The organism is Pseudomonas sp. FG1, from assembly GCF_034313875.1.
GTDB classification, from domain to species: Bacteria; Pseudomonadota; Gammaproteobacteria; order Pseudomonadales; family Pseudomonadaceae; genus Aquipseudomonas; species Aquipseudomonas veronii.
In genome coordinates, this window is sequence record NZ_JAVIWP010000001.1 from 3,873,307 (window position 1) to 3,894,739 (window position 21,433).

General features: G+C 57.5%; 16 protein-coding genes and 2 pseudogenes. 15 read left to right on the top strand and 3 right to left on the bottom strand.

Annotated elements, in window-relative coordinates:
• Positions 1-64 precede the first annotated feature (64 nt).
• The 6 genes and pseudogenes from RGV59_RS17985 to RGV59_RS18010 all read left to right on the top strand — a co-directional run bounded on the left by RGV59_RS17985 (position 65) and on the right by RGV59_RS18010 (position 7,937).
• Positions 65-4,423, top strand: a complete 4,359-nt coding sequence (locus RGV59_RS17985; protein ID WP_126585989.1) for an RHS repeat-associated core domain-containing protein — start codon at positions 65-67, stop codon at positions 4,421-4,423.
• Positions 4,423-4,902, top strand: a complete 480-nt coding sequence (gene comJ, locus RGV59_RS17990) for a competence protein ComJ (RefSeq protein ID WP_102618568.1) — start codon at positions 4,423-4,425, stop codon at positions 4,900-4,902. Before RGV59_RS17985 ends, comJ begins: the two co-directional genes overlap by 1 nt.
• A 182-nt stretch (positions 4,903-5,084) precedes the next feature.
• Positions 5,085-5,669: pseudogene (locus RGV59_RS31780) on the top strand (RHS repeat-associated core domain-containing protein); the annotation flags it as partial.
• A gap of 399 nt (positions 5,670-6,068) precedes the next feature.
• Complete coding sequence (locus RGV59_RS18000; RefSeq protein ID WP_126585991.1) at positions 6,069-6,530, top strand: hypothetical protein; 462 nt, start codon at positions 6,069-6,071, stop codon at positions 6,528-6,530.
• 40 nt (positions 6,531-6,570) lie between these two features.
• A pseudogene (locus RGV59_RS31785) lies at positions 6,571-6,670 on the top strand (RHS repeat-associated core domain-containing protein); the annotation flags it as partial.
• Between the two features lie 841 nt (positions 6,671-7,511).
• Positions 7,512-7,937: a DcrB-related protein gene (locus RGV59_RS18010; RefSeq protein ID WP_046488501.1), complete on the top strand. Its 426-nt coding sequence runs from the start codon at positions 7,512-7,514 to the stop codon at positions 7,935-7,937.
• A gap of 135 nt (positions 7,938-8,072) precedes the next feature.
• On the opposite strand, the gene RGV59_RS18015 is transcribed toward RGV59_RS18010, so the two are convergent.
• Positions 8,073-9,656 (bottom strand): rhodanese-related sulfurtransferase, encoded by a 1,584-nt coding sequence (locus tag RGV59_RS18015; protein ID WP_126585993.1) that lies wholly within the window; start codon positions 9,654-9,656, stop codon positions 8,073-8,075.
• Positions 9,653-10,264: a cysteine dioxygenase gene (locus tag RGV59_RS18020; RefSeq protein ID WP_126585995.1), complete on the bottom strand. Its 612-nt coding sequence runs from the start codon at positions 10,262-10,264 to the stop codon at positions 9,653-9,655. Before RGV59_RS18020 ends, RGV59_RS18015 begins: the two co-directional genes overlap by 4 nt.
• A 213-nt stretch (positions 10,265-10,477) precedes the next feature.
• Between RGV59_RS18020 and RGV59_RS18025 the strand changes: the two genes are divergently transcribed.
• Positions 10,478-11,383, top strand: a complete 906-nt coding sequence (locus tag RGV59_RS18025) for a LysR family transcriptional regulator (RefSeq protein WP_046383844.1) — start codon at positions 10,478-10,480, stop codon at positions 11,381-11,383.
• A gap of 122 nt (positions 11,384-11,505) precedes the next feature.
• Positions 11,506-12,126: a hypothetical protein gene (locus RGV59_RS18030; RefSeq protein ID WP_046383843.1), complete on the top strand. Its 621-nt coding sequence runs from the start codon at positions 11,506-11,508 to the stop codon at positions 12,124-12,126.
• Here RGV59_RS18030 and RGV59_RS18035 read toward each other — a convergent pair.
• Entirely contained in the window at positions 12,113-12,466 is a 354-nt protein-coding gene (locus tag RGV59_RS18035) for a phosphomannomutase (protein WP_226926240.1), read from the bottom strand. The two genes, RGV59_RS18030 and RGV59_RS18035, sit on opposite strands and share 14 nt — an antisense overlap.
• A gap of 243 nt (positions 12,467-12,709) precedes the next feature.
• On the opposite strand from RGV59_RS18035, the gene RGV59_RS18040 reads away from it, so the two are divergent.
• From RGV59_RS18040 to RGV59_RS18070, 7 genes are all read left to right on the top strand, one after another.
• The gene (locus RGV59_RS18040; RefSeq protein WP_185833593.1) at positions 12,710-13,150 is read left to right on the top strand and encodes a low molecular weight protein-tyrosine-phosphatase; all 441 of its coding nucleotides are present in this window, start codon (positions 12,710-12,712) and stop codon (positions 13,148-13,150) included.
• Positions 13,151-13,370: 220 nt separating this feature from the next.
• The gene (locus RGV59_RS18045; RefSeq protein ID WP_126585999.1) at positions 13,371-15,593 is read left to right on the top strand and encodes a polysaccharide biosynthesis tyrosine autokinase; all 2,223 of its coding nucleotides are present in this window, start codon (positions 13,371-13,373) and stop codon (positions 15,591-15,593) included.
• Between the two features lie 73 nt (positions 15,594-15,666).
• A complete protein-coding gene (locus RGV59_RS18050) occupies positions 15,667-17,004 on the top strand; it encodes a UDP-glucose dehydrogenase family protein (RefSeq protein ID WP_126586001.1) in 1,338 nt (445 codons plus the stop codon).
• Between the two features lie 8 nt (positions 17,005-17,012).
• Positions 17,013-18,314 (top strand): lipopolysaccharide biosynthesis protein, encoded by a 1,302-nt coding sequence (locus tag RGV59_RS18055; RefSeq protein WP_057004824.1) that lies wholly within the window; start codon positions 17,013-17,015, stop codon positions 18,312-18,314.
• Positions 18,304-18,897, top strand: a complete 594-nt coding sequence (locus RGV59_RS18060) for an acyltransferase (protein WP_312023628.1) — start codon at positions 18,304-18,306, stop codon at positions 18,895-18,897. Before RGV59_RS18055 ends, RGV59_RS18060 begins: the two co-directional genes overlap by 11 nt.
• A 1-nt stretch (position 18,898) precedes the next feature.
• Positions 18,899-20,131, top strand: a complete 1,233-nt coding sequence (locus RGV59_RS18065) for a glycosyltransferase family 4 protein (protein WP_057004823.1) — start codon at positions 18,899-18,901, stop codon at positions 20,129-20,131.
• Positions 20,109-21,431: an O-antigen ligase family protein gene (locus RGV59_RS18070; RefSeq protein WP_046383837.1), complete on the top strand. Its 1,323-nt coding sequence runs from the start codon at positions 20,109-20,111 to the stop codon at positions 21,429-21,431. The genes RGV59_RS18065 and RGV59_RS18070 overlap by 23 nt, the downstream gene beginning before the upstream one ends.
• Positions 21,432-21,433 lie beyond the last annotated feature (2 nt).

Sequence of the window (21,433 nt, forward strand, 5' to 3'; positions counted from 1 at the left end):
CACCTGAGCAAGGCAACCACCGCGTGATTTGATCCGGGTCTTTTTCAAACACGGATCGTTGCGCATGACTGACACGCCTTGGGCTGCCCGCGAGGGCGATGCGCTTCTGCACAGTTCCATGCTGGCCGACGTTTTAGGCGGCGTCCTGGAAATTGCCGCCAATGTGGCCGTGACCGCATTGGCGACAGCGGCGGTGGTTGCGGCGGCGGGTGTCACCGTGGCGACTGGCGGCCTCGGCTGCGTTGTACTCGGCGCCGTGGTGGGTGCGGTGGTCGGCGTCGGCATGAGCAAATCCGGCGCGGATAAAGGCCTTTCACGATTATGTGAGTATTTTGCCAATGCCCTGTTTCCTCCCGTCATCGACGCCTTCATCAGCAGCGGTTCGCCCAACGTATTCATCAACGGCAAACCCGCGGCGCGGGCGGCTGGCAAGATCTCGGATGTAATCGCGGCGCCAGAGGGTGAGCCTACTTATCTGGATATCGCTGAAGGCTTTTTCTCTCAGCTATGGCGCCCGACAGTCGCTACGCCAGCCTTGGGCGCCGTGCCTTGTCCTGGCGATAAAGTCGACTGCGATAAACACCCGCCGATGCCAGAGCAGTACATGGCCGAGGGTTCCAGTCGCGTATTTATCAACGGCCAGCCCGCCGTGCGCAGTGGGGATCGCAGCACCTGCGAGGCCAAGGTTGGGACGGCGCAGGTTTCGCCGAATGTAATCATCGGCGGCGCCCCGGTCGTCGTCCGCGAAATCCGCAGCGGCAAGACGCCCGGTATCGGGCTGGCGGTGACGGCGCTGCTGACCTTGCGCGGCGGTGGCGCGAAGTTTTTCAGCAAGCTGCCGTGCATGGCGGTGAGCGGGCTGGTGTCGTGGGGCAGCAGCCAGGTGAGCAATGTCATTACCTCGGCGGTCGCCGGTTCGCCCAACCCGGTACACAGTGCCACGGGCGCGAAAATTCTCGACGGTGAAGACGACTTGGACTTCACCCTGCCTGGCCTGTTGCCGATCGAGTGGCAGCGCTACTACAGCAGTCGGGACGAACGCCGCGATGGCCTGTTCGGCGCCGGTTGGAGTGTGATCTACGAGGTTTTCGTCGAAATGCAGGGGCTTGCTGAGTGCGGCGAGCGCCTGATCTACACCGACGAGCAGGCCCGGCAGATTGACATGGGCGTCATCCCCCTGGGCGGTGCGGTGTTCAGCGCGGGCGAAGGCCTGAGCGTGCGGCGCCATGCCAACGGGCAGGTGCTGATTGAAAGCGTCGACGGTATTTATCGGCTGTTCGAACCAACGCCAGGCAACCCGTCGCACCTGCGCCTGGGCCAGCTGGGGGACCGCAATGACAACCGCATCCTCCTCGACTACGACGCCCAAGGTCGCCTGAGTCAGTTACACGATTCCTTCAATGATGTACGAATTGAACTGGGCTACAGCCGTCAATGGACCGGGCGCGTGGAACAGATCGAACGGCTGTTCCCGGATCAAAGCCGCGAAGTGTTAGCCAGCTATCACTACGATGCCGCTGGCGACCTGGCCGAAGTTCGCGATGCAATTGGGCATGTGCAGCGCCGCTTTGCCTACGACAGCGGCCAGCGCATGGTCGAGCACCAACGGCCCACCGGACTGCGTTGCTATTACCAGTGGGCCTGTGTGGAAGACGCCGAATGGCGCGTGGTCCGACACTGGACCGACGAAGGCGATGACTACCAGTTCGACTATGACCTACACGCTGGGATCACGCAGATTACCGATGGTTTGCAACGGGTCAGCACACGCCAATGGAATCCGCAGTACCAGATCACCGAGTACACCGACAACCTCGGCCAAACCTGGCAATTCGACTGGAATGACGAGCGCCAGTTGCTCGGCGCCACCGATCCTCAGGGCGGTCAGTGGACGTTCGGTTATGACGAGTCCGGCAACCTGTGCGAGACGCAAGATCCGTTGGGGCGGATCGAATCCACCGTGTGGCTGCAGCATTGGTCGCTGCCGTTGGTGGAGACCGATGCAGCCGGACAGGTTTGGCAATACCGGTACGACCCGCGTGGCAACTGCGTCAGCGAAATCGATCCCCTTGGTCAGACCACGCGCTATCGATACGACCGCTTTGGCCAAGCAGTGGAAATCATCGATGCTACCGGCAAAAGTAAAAAGCTGCGCTGGAACCCGTTCGGGCAACTGGTCGAGCATGTCGATTGCTCAGGCTACCCCACGCGCTTTCGCTACGACGAGCGCGGCTATTTGCAGGTCATCACCGACGCCCTCGGCGAGCGCACTCAATTCAGCTACAACGCTCAAGGACGCTTGCTCAGCAGCCAACTGCCGGACGGGCGCACCGAGCAATACCAGCGTGATACCAGCGGTCAGTTGGTGGGCTATACCGACCCCGCCGGTCACACCACGCTCTACCAGCACAACCGTCGCGGCCAGGTACGCCAGCGCACCGACGCCCATGGACGACAGGTGCAATTCAGCTATGACAGCTATGGGCGGCTGCAAGCGCTGGTCAACGAGAACGGCGAAAGCTATCGGTTCGCGTGGGATGCCGGGGATCGGCTGACCCAACAACAAGACCTCGACGGCAGCGCCAAGCGCTACACCTATGACCTGCTGGATAACATCACGGCGGTGACCGCCGTTGCGGCGACTTATGGCAATGACTTGGCGATAGTTCCCGAGGAGCCACCGGCCCCCATCATTCATCGGCTGCAGCGCGATGCGGTTGGCCGGTTGATTGCCAAGACCACCGACGATGGCCGCACCGACTACAGCTACGATGCGGTGGACCAGCTAACCGCCGTCACCTTCACCGACTTGCAGGGCAATACCCAGGCTCTTGGTTTCGCTTACGACGTCCTTGGCCAGTTGCTTGCCGAACAGAGTTCAGCGGGCAATCTGCACCACCACTACGACGAACTCGGCAACCTGATCCAGACGCAACTACCGGACGGCCGCTGGCTCAATCGCCTGTACTACGGCAGCGGCCACCTGCACCAGATCAACCTCGACGGCCAGGTCATCAGCGACTTCGAGCGCGACCGCCTGCACCGCGAAGTGCTGCGCACCCAAGGCCAACTCAGCACCCGCAGCGAATACGACCGCAGCGGCCGCCTGCGCGCTCGCCAGCGCCGCCACGCCAGCCAGCCCTCGTTGATGCCAGCGGCCACACAAAAACACTTCGAGTACGACCCCGCTGACAACCTGATCGGCAAACTCGACCAGCAACCCGTAGCGCAACATCGCCAACTGCTGCACTACGACGCCACCGGCCGCATCATCGCCAGCCAGGACAACCTGCGCGGCCAGCGCGAAACCTTCGCCTACGACGCCGCCGCCAACCTGCTCGACGGCCCGCAAACCTCTGGCGGCTTGGTGCGCCATAACCGATTGCTGACCTATCAGGACAAGCGTTACCGCTACGACGGCTTTGGCCGAATGATCGAAAAGCGCAGCGCTGCGCGAGGTGTGCAGCATTTCGCCTACGACGCCGAAAGTCGGCTGATAGAAGTACGCAGCCAGAGAAACGGGCGAGAAACGGTCGTGAACATGACCTACGACCCGCTCGGTCGACGCATCACCAAAACCGAACACGACAGCCGGGGTTATGCGCTGGGAGAAACCCGATTCACCTGGGATGGCCTGCGTCTGTTGCAGGAGCATAAACACAGCCAGACCAGCCTTTACGTCTACGCAGACGAAGGCTACGAACCCTTAGCGCGAGTCGACGGCATCGGCCCGCTGCAGAAAATCCGCTATTACCACAACGACCTCAACGGCTTGCCGGAACAATTGACCGAAGCCGACGGGCACAACGTCTGGCGCGCGACTTATCGGGTGTGGGGCAATACGCTGGAGGAGGTGCGTGAGCCTTATTACATCGAAGAACAGAACCTGCGGTTTCAGGGGCAGTATCTGGATCGGGAGACGGGGCTGCATTTCAATACGTTCAGGTTTTATGATCCGGATGTGGGGCGATTTACGACGCCTGATCCGATTGGGTTGGCGGGTGGATTCAATTTGTACGCGTTCGTTTTGAACCCATTCACCTGGCTGGACCCTCTAGGCCTTGCCGGCTGTACGCTGAGCAAAACCCGGTCAAAACAGTACGACTACAAGCTGAGATTGAAGCGTTCGGAGTACCCGCAGACATTCGGTCATATTGATGGTGCAATTAAGAAAGGCCACCCCTACATTGTGACCATTCAACGCGACGCCGCTAAGCTCAACCGCAAACTCAGCTTGAAAGATATAAAAACCAAGACAGACAAGGATCGAGATGAATGGCCGATGGCAATGTTCAAAGAAGGTGGTAGTGGCGCCAGCGTCAAGTACATCGATCCTAGCGATAATCGGGGTGCTGGCTCGAGCATTGGCAATGCCCTATCCGACCTACCCAATGGGACCAGAGTTAAACTCGAGGTTTACTGATGACAAATAAAGATCAATCTGTGGATCTACTAATATCCCACAGCCAAGTTCAATTTCGCTCACGCCCCTTTGACGAGGCTTCAAGCCAATGGGGTAAGGTTAATCTGGAGCAAGGTGCCGTTGTTCATAACGATTATGTTGTGTTTGACCCTATTCCCGAAGACGCATTCGGTGCGAACATACATCTAAAACTGGCAAGCGATTTCGATCTTGATAAAACCGCCCAGCGGTGCATTGTCGTACCGTTTCATGTGACAGATCCCAATCATGTGGAAATTTCATCCGCCGCTGAGAAATTCAAAGTCGAGCTTGATCTAGAAAAACGCGACTATGCGTTGTATTTCGAGGTCTGCGAAGGCGACGAGATTTTTTACAAGATCACGCTGATTCCATCCGGGGGAAAAGTTCCAGCCAAGTATCTACTGGATGACCCTTGGGGTGGGGAGAAAGACCAGATACTAGTGGAAGGACTTCGTTAAAGGTTTGTGTTGAGATCCAGCCTCATCCCGAAAGCGGCGAGACTATTGTCTACACCGACGAACAGGGTCGCCCCATCGACATAGGCTCTATTGCATTAGGCAGCGCGGTGTTCAGTGCGAGGTAAGGCGTCACTCGCATCGAGCGTTTTTATACCGATCAACGCCGTGAAGTACTCGTGGGCTATGGCTACAACGCCGAAAGCCGACTGATTGAAGTCCGCAATGAAAACGGCAGCGTGGTCAGGATGACCTATAACCCGCTGGGCCGACGCGTTAAAAAAACCGAGCATGGCCGCGACGGCTATCCGCCGGGCGAGACGCGGTTCATGTGGGATGGCCTGCGGTTGTTGCAGGAACATAAACACAGTCAAACAAGCCTGTACGTCTACGAAGACGAAGGCTACGAACCCTTGGCGCGAGTCGACGGCGTCGGCCCGCTGCAGAAAATCCGCTATTACCACAACGACCTCAACGGCTTGCCGGAACAGTTGACTGAAACCGACGGGCACAACGTCTGGCGCGCGACTTATCGGGTGTGGGGCAACGCGCTGGAGGAGGTGCGCGAAGCGTATTTTATTGAAGAGCAGAACCTGCGATTTCAGGGGCAGTATCTGGATCGGGAGACGGGGCTGCACTACAACACGTTCAGGTTTTATGACCCGGATGTGGGGCGGTTTACGACGCCGGATCCGATTGGGTTGATGGGTGGGGTTAACTTATACGTATATGCACCAAACCCTTTTGGATATGTCGACCCTATAGGATTAAACTGTGGCTCATCGAAGGGTTTTTCCAGGAAATCTACGATAGCCAAACGCTGGATTGATAAGTTGACAGGCAAGAAATCTGCTGACCTTGACGGTTATCTAAGCACTCGTGGCTGGACTAAAAGTTATCCTCAAGCTGGCAGACCTGATGCCATTCAGCACGTTCAATTTTCTCGAGCTACAAAATCCGGGTCCATATATAAGCTGGATTATCACCCGGGTGGAAATAAAAGCCAAAAAAATATTCACGGTAACGACTACTGGAAGATTTATAAAGTAAATAAATCGGGGGAAGATGTGGTTTTTGGTCGAATCGGTCACGGGGGATTTAAAAATTACGATTTAATCAAAGATTCTCCAGTCTATGTCGATGGCGCACTAATGAACGGGAGTTTATAAATGATTGACTTCAATGCTGAAATAAAATCCGGGGAGTCTCTCGCAAACATTGTACTCGATAGCAATGTTTCTATTTACCTTAAAGAGCTGTATGAGTACCATGAGGTCGTAGTTAAAAGCTATACTTTGCCTGATAGCGAAATCAGGACGGCTTATTGGGTGGATAATACAATAACTATTACTACCAAGGCTGACGGTGCTATATGTTCGCTGGGTTGCAATAAGAACTACAAGGGTACGTACCGGAAAACATTCAGGACTGGCATGTTTTTTTATGAAATAGCTGAGCTATCAAAAAGACAACGCATTTTCAATGGCTCCCTCATCCTAGAGGACGACTTCGGTATTTCATACGTAATACCTTCACCTTTCGATGAAATTGCCGACAGTATTCAAGATATCCCCGCAAATCTAAAATTAGATGAAATCTATATTTCTGATTTTTCCTCATGGGTAAAATAGTGTGTACGATCGGCCAGGTAAATTATTGACTTCTAGGAGGCGGTTTACGACGCCGGATCCGATTGGCTTGGCGGGGGGGCTAAATCTATACCAATTCGCGCCTAACCCGATTGAATGGGTAGACCCTCTCGGGTTAACTTGCATTAAAGCCCTTAATGGAGGGAAAAACATTTCTAAAAAGTGGGCGAGCAAGCTTTTCGGCAAAACGCCTCAGCAAGTTGAAATGTCGTTATTGAAAAAAGGCTATACCAAAAGCATCACAAATTTTAACACCAACAAGACTCAGCAGACGCAGTTTACTAGGATCACAAAATCCGGAAACAAAGATGTCCCGGACTACCATCCGGGTATTGTAAGGTGTACCGAAATGGGGAAGTCCAAGGACGCGTAGCCCCAACAGATTTTGTAAAATACGAAAAAATTGTCGATAGCCCAGTTTTTTTAGGCAGGGCATTAGTGAACGCTCCGAAATAGAGGTGGTTATGAATTTGACTAACGCAATAGTACCAAAAGTTTCGAACGGTGGAATAACCATTGGAGAAAGCATTGCACAAGTACAAGCACGTCTGTCAGATAAGTACAAAACCCATAACAGCCCCAATTCGTTCACCATCGACAACGGGTTTGTTGCTGCGTATCAGGTGTATGATTTTTAGACTCAATATCCATCAGTACACACCTAATCCATTCATGTGGATTGACCCCTGGGGTCTTGAAACCTGCTATCAGAAGAGAACGAAAAGTGAAATCAAGAAGATGCGTGCCAACCTTGGAAAAAAGGCGGAGCTAAGGAAAAGTATCTGAAGAAAGTGGCAAAAGATCCAAAATTGCTTAAAAAACATGGCCGGGCAGGGGTAGATAGAATGACAAAAGGCCAAGTCCCTGATGGCTTTGACGTGCATCATAAAAATCCGAATTGATATTACTGCCAACTCGATATCGCCCAAGCCAATCTACTACTGACAGGCAGAGCAACCCACCATGACCTATCGACTCAACGAACTGCAATTCACGCTGCCCACTGATGATGTCCAAGACTCATCCATCAACATTCTGAAATTCGCCGACCTGAGCACTTCATTGATCATCACCCGTGCCGTGCTCGCTGATGGAGAAACCCTGCGCAGTAACTTTACAGAGCAACTGAAAAAGCTTGAGCAGCAGGTTCAGGAACTACGCTACCAACCACTGCAAAATGTTCGCGTCGGTGCCAGGCAAGATGTTGACGCCCTCGAGGTCCACAACCAGTTCAGCAGAGGTGGCGAACGCATTTATCAGTATCAGTTAGGGCTGATCGTACCTGGCACTCGCCAACTGCTTGCCCTGAGTTACATCAAGGCCCAGCCCATGGGCGATCTCGAAAACGCGCAGTGGACGGGCCTGAAAAACACACTGGTGCTTAACTAACAACCTACAAGCCGTTCTTCCATGTCGACGCACATTTGGCGGCGCGCCTGGGCATCAACTTCGACGGCGCGTCATCAGCGATTTCGAATGCGGCCGCGTCTGCCTATGCACACGCAGCCCGCGCTGATGGCAGACTCAGATCACATAAAACCCATGTGTCCCATCCCGAGCCAATTGCTCCACCAGCCCAAACTCCCAATCCAGATAGGCCTGCATGGCTTCCTTGGGATTGTCGGTGCCTTCATACGGCCGGCGGTAGCGGTCGATGCGCGGCGAGGCCAGGCGGGTTTCACCTGCTTCCAGCGGCAGTTGGGCGGCGATCCAGCCGGCGGTGCCGTCTTGCAGCAGAAACACGTGTTTGCCGGTGAGGGCTTCGACTTCGGCCACGGCCAGGCGTGCCAGTTGGCTGCTGCCGCAGGTCAGGACGTAGCGCTCGGCGTTCGGCACCTTGGCCAGGGCTTGCGGCAGTTGCGCGCGCAGGGCCCACCAGGCGCCGGGGATGTGGCGCTTGACGTAGTTGGCGCTGGCGGTGAAGTCCAGCACCACGGTGTCGCCATGGGCCTGCCACTCGGCCAGGGTTTGCGGGCTGATCAGTTCGGCCTGGGGCGCGGCGGGCACCGGGGCGATCCAGGCGCCGGTTTCACTGAAGTGTGCCGGTTGCAGGTCATCCAGCACATGCACTTCCCAGCCCAGTTGGGCCAGCCAGGACGCAGACATATTCGCCCGCACACCGTCGTCATCGGCCAGCACCAATCGCGCACCGCGCACGCTGGCGACATGGTCGGTTTCCTGGACCAGTTGGCCGCCCGGGGTGGAACGGGCGCCGGGCAGGTGGCCGGTGTTGAATTCTTCCGGGGTGCGTACATCGAACAGGTAGGTGGTGCGCGTCGTGTCCTGTTGCCAGCGTTGCAGGTCGGCCAGGCTTGCGCGGCCGACGCGGGCGCGGTCGGCCACTCGGCGTGCATCCTGGGCGGCGAGTTGGCGGTGGGCTTCGTCGGTCGGCGCAAAGCGGCGCGACTGGCCGTGGGCGAGTGTCTGCCCGGCCAGGGTCCAGCCGATGGTGCCATTGCGCAGGGCCGACACGGGGTTGGCCACGCCGGCATTGATCAGCGACTGGGTGCCGATAATGCTGCGGGTGCGCCCGGCGCAGTTGACGATGATGCGGGTGGCCGGGTCCGGCGCCAGCTGACGGGCGCGCAACACCAGCTCGGCGCCGGGCACGCTGATGCCGGTGGGGATGCTCATGGTCTGGTATTCGTCGAAGCGGCGGGCGTCGAGCACCACCACATCGGCCTGGCTGTCGAGCAGGGCCTGCACCTCTTCGGCGGCCAGGGACGGCGTGTGGCGCTCACTCTCCACCAGCTCGCCGAAGGCCTTGCTCGGCACGTTGACGTCGATAAACAACTCGCCACCGGCGTTGCGCCAACCGTCCAGGCCGCCGTCCAACAGGCTGACCGCGGTGTAGCCCAGCGCAACCAGGCGCTCGGCGGCGCGGCTGGCAAGCCCCTCACCGTTGTCGTAGACCGTCACCTGGGTATCGCGCCGCGGGATGCGCGAGTACACCTCCAGTTCCAGCTTGGACAGCGGGATGTTCGCGGCGAACAGCGGGTGGGATTGGGCAAACGGCGCTTCTTCGCGCACGTCCACCAGGGCGACTTCTTCGCGGTCCAACAGGGCCTGGCGAATCTGGGCAAAGCTGCGGTGCGATACGGTGCTCATAGGGCAGGGCTCTTTTCTTTGGACAAGTCCCAGATGTTCGGGAGAAAGGCGTTGGAATAACCGGAGATAAACAGCTTCTCGCTGCCGTCAGGCTGGTACACCGCGCGGCGCACGGCACCGATATTGGCGCCGTACACATGAATGCTGATCGACACCTGATCGGGGTGAGCATTGCTGACCTGATGGATATCGCCGACCTTGGGCGACACGGCCTCGACCTGGCCCGGCACCAGTTGGATCGGCTGGCCCGCGGCGACCAGGCGCCCGTCGGTGGCGCGCGCGAAGCCTTGGGAGAATTCCGAACCGCGCAGCATGCCGATCAGGCCCCAGACCCGATGGTCATGAATCGGCGTGCTTTGCCCCGGCCCCCATACGAAACTGACGATGCTGAAGCGCTGGCGCGAATCGGCATGCAGCAAAAATTGCTGGTAGCGCTCGGGGTCGCGTTGGGCGTATTCGTCGGGGAGCCAGTCGTCATGGCTGACCAGTTGCGCGAGCAGCTTGCCGCCACGGTGCAACAGGTCGCCTTCGCGTGGATTAGCGTCGATCAATTCCGCCAGGGCGCCTATGAAGGCCCTGAGTCTTTCGGGGTGCTTGGCCTGGGTCATGACACTTCCATCGGCTACTGTTGATCGGTTTATCTAAGCATAATGTTTGTAGTTAATATGCTATTTTTTAATGATTAGCTTATAGCTGAAGGTGATTTAGAACCGCTCTGCATCGTGTTAGACGTTATCGAACACAGCCCGGGCTATCCAGAAAACGTGCCTGCAACTATGCTTCGCACACATCTTAATGACTGTTTTCTATGTGCGGCCCAAATGAAAATTGACGATATCGATGCTTTTGTCGAAGTGATTCGGTGCCAGTCCATCAGCCATGCCGCCGAGTCTTTGCAGCTGACCCAGCCGGCCATCACCCGCCGTGTGCAGAACTTCGAGCAGGCGTTGGGCGTGGAGCTGTTCGACCGCAACACCAAGCCCCTCAAGCCTACGCTGATCGGCACGCGCGTCTATGAGCAGTGCCGGCTGATCCTGCGTGAGATGGATGCCCTGCGCGAACTGGTGGCCACCGATGCGCCGCCCACCGGGCTGTTGCGCCTCGGTGTGCCGCAAACCATCGGCGACGTGGTGCTGCTCGATGCGCTCAAGCACCTGCGCACCGAATACCCTGACCTGCGCGCCCAGGTCGCCACCGGCTGGGGCAGCCAATTGGTCGGCAAGATCGAACGCGGCGAGCTGGATGCGGCGGCGGCGTTGTTCCCGGCCGGCAAGATTTTCCCGGACAACGTGGTGGGGGAATCCATCGGCAAGATGGAGTTGGTGGTGGTCTGCGCCAAGGCACAGTTGCCGAAGAAACCGTGCAAGCTGGCCGATGTGTACCAGAACGGCTGGATCCTCAACCCGGACGGCTGCGGCTTCCGTGCCGGCTTGCAACGCACCTTGTCCGATCAGGGCCTGGCGTTGCGGGTGAACCTGGAAACCTTCGGCACCGAGCTGCAACTGGGCCTGGTGGCGGACGGCCTGGGCCTGGGCCTGGTGCCGCGCCCGTTGCTGGAGCGTAGCGCCCACCGTGAGCAACTGGCAGTGATGCCGCTCAAGGACTTCAAGCCGGTGATGAACCTGTGGCTGATCTACCCGCACTTCCTCGGTAACCTGCAAGGGCCGGTGGATGCGTTCGGCAAGTGGGTGGCGGACGCCTTGCACAAGATCCGCAACGCCGCTTGACTCCTGTGGGCGTGTAGGGGCGCGGGCGGCAAGGGCTTTAACCTGACCGTAGATAACGTTGTGTTTTCCCTGGGCCTGAGGTCTGATGGGCGCGGAAAATTGCTGGGTCAGGTGGGTCACTCATGCGCGAAGAACTCGCACACTATGGCGGTATTACCGTCATGATTCCGGCCGCGCTGGTCATCGCTGTGTGGCTGCGCTATTCGTCGCCGCGGGCGCTCAAGGGATGGCTCATCACCGTCGCTTGCACTTATTCAATCGTGGCGTTCAGCAAGTTGCTGTTCAAGGGCTGGGGCGTTTCGTTTCAACACCTTGATATTGCCGTGCTCAGTGGCCACGCCATGAACACATGCCTGGTGGTCACCGTGGCAATGAGTTTGGTGGCGCGCCAGTTCAACCCGGCCTTGCGCTGGCCCGCGGCGCTCGCCGGATTGATCGCCACCGGTTGGTTCAGTGCTTATTGTGTCGCGCCGTACATCCACCCTCTGAACGAGGCGCTGGCGGGCGGATTATTGGGCGCGGTGGCCGCGCTGACGTTCTTGTGGCGAATAGATGTCGCGCAGGTCAATGTGTCGCCATCGCTGATCGGCGCTGGGGCAGTGGTCGTGTTATTGAGTGCGCTGGTGCCCAAGTACAACGCCGAGAACCTGCTTAACCATGTCGCCGTCAGCGTCTCCGGGGCGTCACGCGCCCATCAGGAGCCCGCGTGGCGCGTCGGCTCCGGGCCGATCAAGGCGCAATGAGTGGAGGCGTGTCTTGAACGGGCATACCGGTTGATGGGCGTCCCTCGGTGTTGAAGATGTTCGCCAGTAGCTCGTCGGTCTTGGTTTGCATGAAATGGCGGTCGCCACGGCTCTCTACGCACAGGCAGACGGACAGGGCATTACTGACTTGCAACTTGAAGCGCCAGTCGGCGAAGACCATGGACAGCCCGGAACCGGATTCGTCGAAGTCTAAAGAGTTGCTGGCATATAACATGTGCATTCGCTCAACCACCGTTGTCGAGTTGTCGACATTGACATGAATGTTTCCCGAAGACGGGAACAGGCCAATACGCTCTACCAGTAACTTTGAACTTTTCATGGCCGTGCCTCGTTGCTGTACTCGGTGGGCACTTTATTATGAAGAGGCGCAAAAGTAAGGGAATGTTATTTTTAGTCGGTCAATAGGCAATTATGTTATTTATTGTCCGGCTGAAGAGATGGTCGAAACTTATTGCCTGTGAACATAATTGCCTGGCTTGTTTCAGGGTGCTATTGGCTGGCGTTGATGTTATTTATTCTTTGCTTTGGCTCATGAGTACTTTGCGGCGCGTGGGAGATGGCGGTGTTTAATAAGATTTTGATTGTGTGTGTCGGCAATATTTGTCGCAGCCCCATGGCGGAAAATCTACTGCGTGCCGCACTTGCTTCCAGCGATATACAGGTGAGTTCGGCGGGGTTGGCGGCGCTGCATCGACACCCGCTGGAAGCCACGGCTTCGCGGGTACTGGAAGAACACGGGCATGCTTTTCAGCCCCACCAGGCACGGCAATTGACGAGCGGGGCGGTGAGTGAAGCGGACCTGATTCTTGTGATGGAACAGTGGCAGATCGAGGAGGTGCTCAAACTCGCGCCGGTGGCTCGGGGCAAAGTATTCCTGCTGGGCAAGTGGCAGTGCAATAGAGAAATCAAAGACCCTTACCGCCAAGGCAAACCGGCATTTCTACAAGCGTATGGCTTGATTGAAGAAGCGACGGATGCGTGGGCGCAGTTGTTGGCGGGTTGAGGTTGTTTGAATGTTATTTAAGGTCGGACATGATCGCTTGAACCCTCTACTGGAATATTGGGAAAGTGACTCGTGAGTTGAGCGTCAAGTGTTGAGAAGATTGTGTTGTCAGGCTCTAGTGAGCGTTTGTGTGTCGAGTATAGCCGTTGTACGTGCATGGAGCCGGGCGTCTTGCACCCTGTGCCATTCCTAGATTATCTGTAAGAAAAAGAACTGACTTATGCAATCAGCAACTGCGGTAACTTCACACCATTCGGATGACACTGATTTAGACTTTATGGCGCTGGTGGGTACTCTACTGGATCATAAATGGCTGATCGGTGGAATCAGTATTGCCTTTATGGCCCTTGGCGCGGCCTATTCGGTATTGACGCCGCCGATCTATCAAGCGACCGCGTTAGTTCAGGTCGAACCGAAGAAGGGCGACATGCTGGGCTTCTCGGATGTCGGCAGCCTGCTCGGTAAAGAATCGCCGACGGTGACCGAAATCGAACTCATCCGCTCGCGGATCACCATCGGGACCGCCGTCGATAACCTGAACCTGGACCTTGACGTCAAACCCAAGCGTTTCCCATTGCTGGGGGGCTTTGTTGCCCGTCGTTTCAAACCCACCGAACAGGAGGCAGTGGCTGCACCGTGGTTGGGGTTGAGCAGCTTTGCCTGGGGTGGTGAGGAACTGAAGTTTTCCGAGCTGCGCCTTCCCGCCAAACTGCTGGGCCAGGAGCTGACGTTGACCGCCGGCAATGGCGGCAGCTTCACGCTGTCGGACCAGGACGAGGCTGTTTTGCTTGAGGGCCAAGTGGGGCGCGCCTACGACAGCAATGGCATCAAGCTGCGTGTCGAACAGCTTCGGGCCAACCCCGGCACCACTTTCAGCGTGGTCCGTTCACCGCGCCTGAGCACCATTTTGCGCTATCAGAAATTGCTGGATGTGGCTGAACGCGGCAAGGAATCGGGGATTATCGGGCTGGCCCTGGAAAGCCCGCGACCTGCCGACGCGATTCAAGTGCTCAATGAGGTCGCACGCATCTATGTGCGGCAAAACATTGACCGCACCTCGGCAGAAGCCGCGCAAAGCCTGGCGTTTCTCAAGGGCCAGTTGCCGCAGGTGCGCAAGGATGTCGAGCAGGCGGAAGCGGCGTTGAATCAATTTCAGATCCGCAACAAGACCATCGATATCAGTCTGGAAGCGAAAGCCATCCTGGATCAGATCGTCGCGTTGGATGCCAGCATCTCCGAACTCAAGATGCAGCAGGCGGAAATAGAGCGCAAGTTCACCCCTCAGCATCCCGTGTACCGGGCGTTACTGACTCAATTGGCAGAGCTGACCGAGCGCCAGAATGAGTTGGCCAAGAAGGTCGAGAGCCTGCCCACCACCCAGCAGGAGCTGCTGAGCCTGACCCGCGATTTGAAGGTCAGCACCGAGATCTACACGCTGCTGCTGAACAAGTATCAAGAGTTGGACGTGATGCGCGCCGGCACCGTGGGCAATGTGCGGCTCATCGATACCGCCGATGTTGATTTGCGAAGCCCGGTCAGGCCGCAGAAAGCGCTGATCATCGTGATTGCCACACTGCTCGGTGCCTTTATCGCGATCGCATTGGTGATGTTCCGCAAAGCGCTCAACCGCGGTGTTACCAACCCGAATGACCTGGAAAAGCTCGGCTTGCCGGTCTATGCCGCGATCCCGTTCAGCACGATACAAAAAGAGCTGGATCAAAAAACCTTTCGTAAAGACCAGGTCGGTGGCGCACGACTGTTGGCCATGACTCACCCCTCGGACCCAGCGATCGAAGGCTTGCGCAGCCTGCGTACCAGCTTGCATTTCGCCATGCTGGAAGCCGCTAACAATCGCCTGATGATCTCCGGGCCGAGCCCGCAGGTCGGCAAGACATTTGTTTCGGCGAACCTGGCGGCGGTGGTTGCCCATTCAGGGCAGCGGGTGTTGTTGGTCGACGTGGACATGCGCAAAGGCTATTTGCACAAGGTCTTCGGCGTATCGGTTGAAAACGGCTTGTCTGACGTGTTGGCCAAAAACTGCGAACTCACCGCAGCCATCCACCACACGGCCGTGGACAACCTCGACTTCCTCGGGCGAGGGCAAGTGCCGCCGAACCCCTCTGAACTATTGATGCACGCCAATTTCAGCGCGTTCCTCGAACAGGTCAGCGCGCTGTATGACCTGGTGATTCTGGATACCCCGCCGTTTCTCGCGGTGACGGACGCAACCATCGTGGGGCGTCAGTCGGGCACCAACCTGATCGTGGCTCGCTTCGAAGTGAACTCCGTGCGTGAAGTGGAGTTGACGATGCGTCGCTATCAGCAAAGTGGCATCGAGCTCAAAGGCGCGATTTTCAATGGCATCGAAAAACGCTCATCCGCCAAATACGGCTATGGCGCCTACAGCTATTACAACTACGACTACAAGTCAGACAGCGTTTGATCTTGCGCTACCGGCAATCGACGTCCAACGAGCAGCCTTTTTACCACTGGCCGCAGGTTCAAAGAGAAACGCTATGAAAGTTACAGTTTTTGGCATCGGTTATGTCGGCCTGGTCCAGGCCGCGGTACTTGCTGACGTCGGTCACGACGTGCTTTGCATCGACATCGACGTTTCGAAGGTCGAACGCCTCAATCAGGGGCATATTCCGATCTATGAACCTGGCCTGGAGGCCCTGGTCAGGGATAACCGTGCTGCTGGTCGCCTGAACTTCACCGCCGATGGCGTGGCCGCGGTCAAGCATGGCGAAGTGCAGTTTATCGCCGTGGGTACGCCTCCCGACGAAGACGGTTCCGCGGACCTCAAGTACGTGCTGGCGGTGGCTGAAACCATCGGTCTGCATATGGACGCGGCGCTGACGATCATCGACAAATCCACCGTCCCGGTGGGCACGGCCGATAAGGTCAGCGCGCGTATCGCGGCCATGCTGGCTCAGCGCGACCGCAGCGATTTGAGCTTCGAGGTGGTGTCCAACCCGGAGTTTCTCAAGGAAGGCTGTGCGGTTGCCGATTGCACACGGCCAGACCGCATTGTCATCGGCACGGCCAGTCCACAGGCCGAAGCGGTCATGCGCGAGCTGTATGCGCCGTTCAATCGCAATCACGACCGAATCATCGTGATGGATGTACGCAGCGCCGAGCTGACGAAGTACGCAGCCAACTGCCTGCTCGCCACCAAGATCAGTTTCATGAACGAGATGGCCAACCTGGCCGAGCGCTTAGGCGCCGATATCGAGATGGTTCGCCAGGGGATCGGCTCCGATCCGCGCATCGGCTATCAGTTTCTTTACGCGGGCGTCGGTTACGGCGGCTCGTGCTTCCCCAAAGATGTTCAGGCGTTGATCCAGACCGCCGACGGCATCGACTTCGATGCCACGCTGCTCAAGGCCGTGGAACGGCGTAATGCCGAACAGAAACAGACGCTGTTCAACAAGCTTTCCAGTCGCTTCAACGGCGAGCTGGCGGGTAAGACCTTTGCGCTCTGGGGGCTGAGTTTCAAACCCAACACCGATGACATGCGCGAAGCACCCAGCCGGGTGCTGATGGAGGCCTTGTGGCGCGCGGGCGCCAAGGTGCAGGCCTATGACCCGGAAGCCATGGAAGAAACCCAGCGCATTTATGGCGACCGCGACGACTTGCGCTTGTGCGGCACCCAGGAGGCAGCCCTCAAAGGTGCGGATGCATTGATGATCGTCACCGAGTGGCAGGCATTCAAGGCGCCGGATTTCAACGTGATCAAACGGCAACTCAAACAGCCGTTGATTTTTGACGGACGCAACCTGTTCGACCCCGGCAGCATGCTGAAGAAAGGCATTGAGTACATTTCCATTGGGCGACCTCTCAATACGGTATAGGTCCTCCCATGAGTGTGCTTAAAAGAGTCGTCAACGGCATTGGCGCCAACTCGTTTGGTCAGGTGGTCAATCTGCTGATCCAACTGGTGAGTGTCCCGGTCCTTATCGCCAGTTGGGGGTTTGGCGCCTACAGCGAATGGGTCGTGTTGTCCGCGATCCCCACCTACCTGGCGTTATCCGACCTGGGGGTAACCACCGCCGCCTCGAGCAAGGTGGTGATATGGCATGAGCGAGGCCGGTTGAAGGTTGCCAGTGCGGTCTACAGCACCAGCTTTGCGTTTTTACTGTTGGTGGGGGTTAGCGTGTTATTGCTGGCTGTTGGCTCTCTGGCGTTTTTCGACCTGTTCAGCCTGCTCAATCTCAAGTCCATCCGGAGCGGCGATGGGGTGTTGATCCTCTCGGCGTTGACTGGGTATTCGTTGCTGTGCCTGCTGACCAACATGGTTTCGATACGTTACCGCGCATCCAAGGCGCTGCCTTTGTCGTCCTTCATCATGAACGTGATCAGGATGCTGGAATGGTCGGCCGCCTTACTGTGCGCGTATCTCACCCATAGCCTGGTTGCCACCAGCCTGGCGCTGTTGATCGTCCGTTCGAGCGGAATTGTGGTCAAGAATCTGCTGGCCGACCGGCTGGGCATCAGCTTGCGCTTCGATCCTTCGGTGGTCGGGAAGCGGGCGTTCATCACCTTGATCAGACCCTCGCTGGCGTCTTTGGCCTTTCCGATCGGGCTGGCGCTGAATGTTCAAGGGCTGACGATTTTGTTGTCGATACTGCTGTCACCGGCCCATGCCGCGATATTCGGTCTTTACCGAACGATCTCAAGGGTGTTGGTGCAGTTTTCCACGGTGGTGAATCAGTCGATCTGGCCGGAAATCTCTTATGCATTCTCCGTCGGTGACAACCAGTTGGTCAGGAAAATGATTCGTTATGCGCTGAGGTTTTCACTGCCCATTGCCTGTGTGATGGGTGCGCTGATCGTGGTATTCGGCGGGTCGATATTCGATGTCTGGTCGGGCAGAAAGGCGGATTACTCGGCAACCGTCATGCTGGTACTGATTGTCGGCGCACTGACGCATGTGGCGTGGCAGGTGTACTGGGTGGCCATGATGGCAACCGCTTCCTACTCGGCGTTTGCAGTGGTGTTCATGTTGGTGTCGATGGTCAGTGTGCTCGCGGTTTTTTGCCTGGCTCAAGACTTCGGACTGCTGGGTGTCTGTTATGTGCTGGTGGCCACGGAAGGGGTGTTGTTCTGCTTTGCCAAACGCGGGTTTTATCGTCTTGAACAGAGGATGGCCCGTGTTAATTAATTACCTGTTCCAGCACCGGCTGAAGGTGAGCCCGTTCAATCTCGTCGGGTTGAAATACCTGGCCAAGCGCGCGCTGCTGCTCAGCCGATTGCTCCAGGCCAACCACCGCCAGTGCCGGCTGCGCCGACAGGGCGCGACCATCAGTGCGCTGGTGATGATCAACGATGCGGAGTTTGAAGGCGCCGTCGGCCGTTTCAGCATCGGCGCGGGCAGTTTTATCGGCAAGCGCACGTTTATCCAATTGCACGCCCCCGTGAAGGTTGGCGGGCATGTTGCGATCAATGACGGTGTGCGAATCCTGACGGGCACGCACGGCGTGGACGATCCCGCTTGGCGGTTGAAGGTCGCGCCGGTGGTGATTGGCGATTACGCGTGGATTGCCACGGGCGCGATCATCTTGCCGGGGGTGACCATCGGTGAAGGCGCCGTGGTCGGTGCGGGCAGTGTCGTTGCCCGCGATGTAGCGCCTTTCACGATCGTCGCGGGTAACCCGGCGGTCGCGATCAAACGTCGCGCCGAGTGCGCGTTCACCTACAGCCCGGTCAGGTCGAGTGCCGTGGTTGAAGCCTGGATGGGTAAATAAGATGATCCTGGTCGCTCATCCGGTGGGTAATCAAAACGTTCGCGCACTATTGGGTGCGTTGAATCAACGGCGCTTGCTGCATTCGTTCCATAGCTCGCTGGCGTTGCATAAAGACTCTTGGCTTTGCCGTCTTCCGGTCGTTGGCAAAGAGTGCCTGCGGCGCACGTTCGACATGGTCGACGGCGCGTTGCTGCACAGCTACCCGCGCTACGATGTGCCTCGCGTGCTCTGTGACAAGTTGAAGTGGTACAGCCTTACGCAGCGCAATATCGGGATGTTCTGCCCGGAAAATGTGTACGAACACATTGATCGGGCCAGCGCGCAGTTCTTGTACAACACCGCGCGCAAACCCAGCCAGGTGTACGGTTATGACGGCAAGTGCAAGGCCCTGTTCACCGCCGCCAAGGCGGTTGGCGGGATCACGCTCAATTATGAGGCGGCCTTCGGCTCCATTTCCTACGCGTGCGGGATGCTGGACCATGAGCGTGAAGCGAACCCCGCGTGGCGGGCGAGCATTCCCAACCTCAGCGAAACCACCATCCGCAAGCAGACCGCCGAACTGGCGTTGGCGGATCGGATCATCGTGGCCAGCACGTTTGCCAAACGCACCCTGGGTGAATCCGGCATCGCCCACCAAAAAGTTGCGGTGACGCCCTATGGCGCACCCGCACCGATGGTCCACAAAGAGGTGAATGTCCGGGCCGGGGGGCCGCTCAAAGTGATTTTTGTCGGTGCGCTGACCCAGCAGAAGGGCATCTCGTATTTTTTCGAGGCGCTGAAGATCGCCTCGGGCAGCGTTGCCCTGGATGTCACCGTCATCGGTGCCGACTATGCCAATGGGCGTAACCAGGCGCTCAATAGCGAGCTGAAGAAGTATCGCTGGCTCAGCTCGGCGCCCCACGATCAGGTCATCCGCCAATTGCTGGCGGCCGACGTGCTGGTCTTGCCTTCACTCGCCGAAGCGTTCGGCCTGGTGGTGGGCGAGGCACTGTCCACGGGGACGGCGGTCATCGTTTCGCAGAATTGTGGCGCGGCGGATTTGATCATCGACGGTTTCAACGGGTATGTGGTGCCGATCCGTTCCGCCGAGGCCATTGCTGCCCGTCTGGTCGAGCTGGCCGATGACAGTGAAAAACTCAGTGCGCTGAAGCACAACGCGGTGTTCTCGGCAGGTAGGACGACCTGGGACACCTACGCCAAGGAGGTGCTGGATGCAATCCTTGGCCAACCCTGAGCTGTCCAGCCTGAAGGAGCGTTACAGAAAGCGCGTGGTCAGTGCGTTTGTCCTGATCTATCTGTTCATTTTGTTTGAAGGGGTTTTGCGCAAGTGGCTGCTGCCGGGCCTGAGCTCGGCCATCTATTTCATCAAGGATCCGATCGTTCTCTATATCTATTGGTACGCGTTCAGGTTTGGCTTTTTTTCCAAGAACCTGCTGTCGGCGTACTTCGTCATGTTGTTGGTGGTGTTCTTTGTTCTGGTCTCCGCATTTTTGTTGAGCAGCCCTGAAGGGCTGGTCATCTACGGCTATGGCGTCAGGAACTACTTGCTGTATTTCCCCCTGATATTCGTTGCCGGAAAAACCCTGCAGTTGGCCGATGTCTACCGTTTTGCCCGGATCACGCTGTTTGCGGCGATTCCCATCAGCGTGCTGGTGGTCATGCAGTATTCGTCCGGGCCGCAAGCCTTCGTCAATAAAGGCATTGGGGACGATGACTTCATTTTCATGATCGCTGACGGGGTTGTCCGGCCGTATGGGACGTTCACGTTCACCGCCGGGCACGTTGTTTACGTGTCTGCCTGCTTTGCTTTCCTGGTGGCGGCGATTTTCGACCGGGCCTTGTTCCGCGCAGTGTTCGCCGGGCGATACCTGTTGTTCCCGGTGTCGGCCATCTCGGTGGCGGTGATGTGTTTCTTGACCGGGTCGCGGGCCATCTATGCGTATGCCGCCATCGTGCTGTTGGCGGCCTTGATGGTCGCCTTGATCAAGAAATCGCAAAGAAACCTGTTGTCGCTGTTTTTCCTGGTGGCGGCACTGTTTGTCAGCCTGCTGATTTTCATGTCGTCCGACAGTTACCAGATTCTCGTCGAACGCAACCGGAGTGCCGTCGCCAGTGAAGGTTCGCCGGTGACCCGGGCGTTCTCCAGTCTGTATGCGTTCACTCGCGTGATCGACGATGCACCGCTCTGGGGGCACGGCATCGGCTCGGGTACGAATGCCGCCTCGGCGATATTGCGCGCGGGGCGCGAGCAAGGCGCGGGGTTTTTGCTGGCCGAAGATGAATGGTCGCGGATCATCCTGGAACTGGGCCTTCCCATCGGGGCGCTCTTTATCCTGTTCAGGATCTTCTTGCTGATCTGGTTACTGCTCAAAGCCTATAAAGCGCTGATCAGGCAGGGCACCGGCGTTCCATTGCTGCTGTGCGGTTTCCTGGCGCCGATTTTATTCAATGGGGTCATGACCATGCAGGGCACGTTCCTGGCCTTTGGCGTGTTCTACGCCTGCCTGATTCTTGCCGCTTGCAAGAAGACTTGAAT

Coding starts and splice junctions, on each gene's coding strand:
- RGV59_RS18000 (WP_126585991.1), top strand. CDS start 6,069: ATGATTGACTTCAATGCTGAAATAAAATCCGGGGAGTCTCTCGCAAAC.
- RGV59_RS18010 (WP_046488501.1), top strand. CDS start 7,512: ATGACCTATCGACTCAACGAACTGCAATTCACGCTGCCCACTGATGAT.
- RGV59_RS18050 (WP_126586001.1), top strand. CDS start 15,667: ATGAAAGTTACAGTTTTTGGCATCGGTTATGTCGGCCTGGTCCAGGCC.
- RGV59_RS18030 (WP_046383843.1), top strand. CDS start 11,506: ATGCGCGAAGAACTCGCACACTATGGCGGTATTACCGTCATGATTCCG.
- RGV59_RS18035 (WP_226926240.1), bottom strand. CDS start 12,466: ATGAAAAGTTCAAAGTTACTGGTAGAGCGTATTGGCCTGTTCCCGTCT.
- RGV59_RS18020 (WP_126585995.1), bottom strand. CDS start 10,264: ATGACCCAGGCCAAGCACCCCGAAAGACTCAGGGCCTTCATAGGCGCC.
- RGV59_RS18045 (WP_126585999.1), top strand. CDS start 13,371: ATGCAATCAGCAACTGCGGTAACTTCACACCATTCGGATGACACTGAT.
- RGV59_RS18065 (WP_057004823.1), top strand. CDS start 18,899: ATGATCCTGGTCGCTCATCCGGTGGGTAATCAAAACGTTCGCGCACTA.
- comJ (WP_102618568.1), top strand. CDS start 4,423: ATGACAAATAAAGATCAATCTGTGGATCTACTAATATCCCACAGCCAA.
- RGV59_RS17985 (WP_126585989.1), top strand. CDS start 65: ATGACTGACACGCCTTGGGCTGCCCGCGAGGGCGATGCGCTTCTGCAC.
- RGV59_RS18055 (WP_057004824.1), top strand. CDS start 17,013: ATGAGTGTGCTTAAAAGAGTCGTCAACGGCATTGGCGCCAACTCGTTT.
- RGV59_RS18070 (WP_046383837.1), top strand. CDS start 20,109: ATGCAATCCTTGGCCAACCCTGAGCTGTCCAGCCTGAAGGAGCGTTAC.
- RGV59_RS18015 (WP_126585993.1), bottom strand. CDS start 9,656: ATGAGCACCGTATCGCACCGCAGCTTTGCCCAGATTCGCCAGGCCCTG.
- RGV59_RS18025 (WP_046383844.1), top strand. CDS start 10,478: ATGAAAATTGACGATATCGATGCTTTTGTCGAAGTGATTCGGTGCCAG.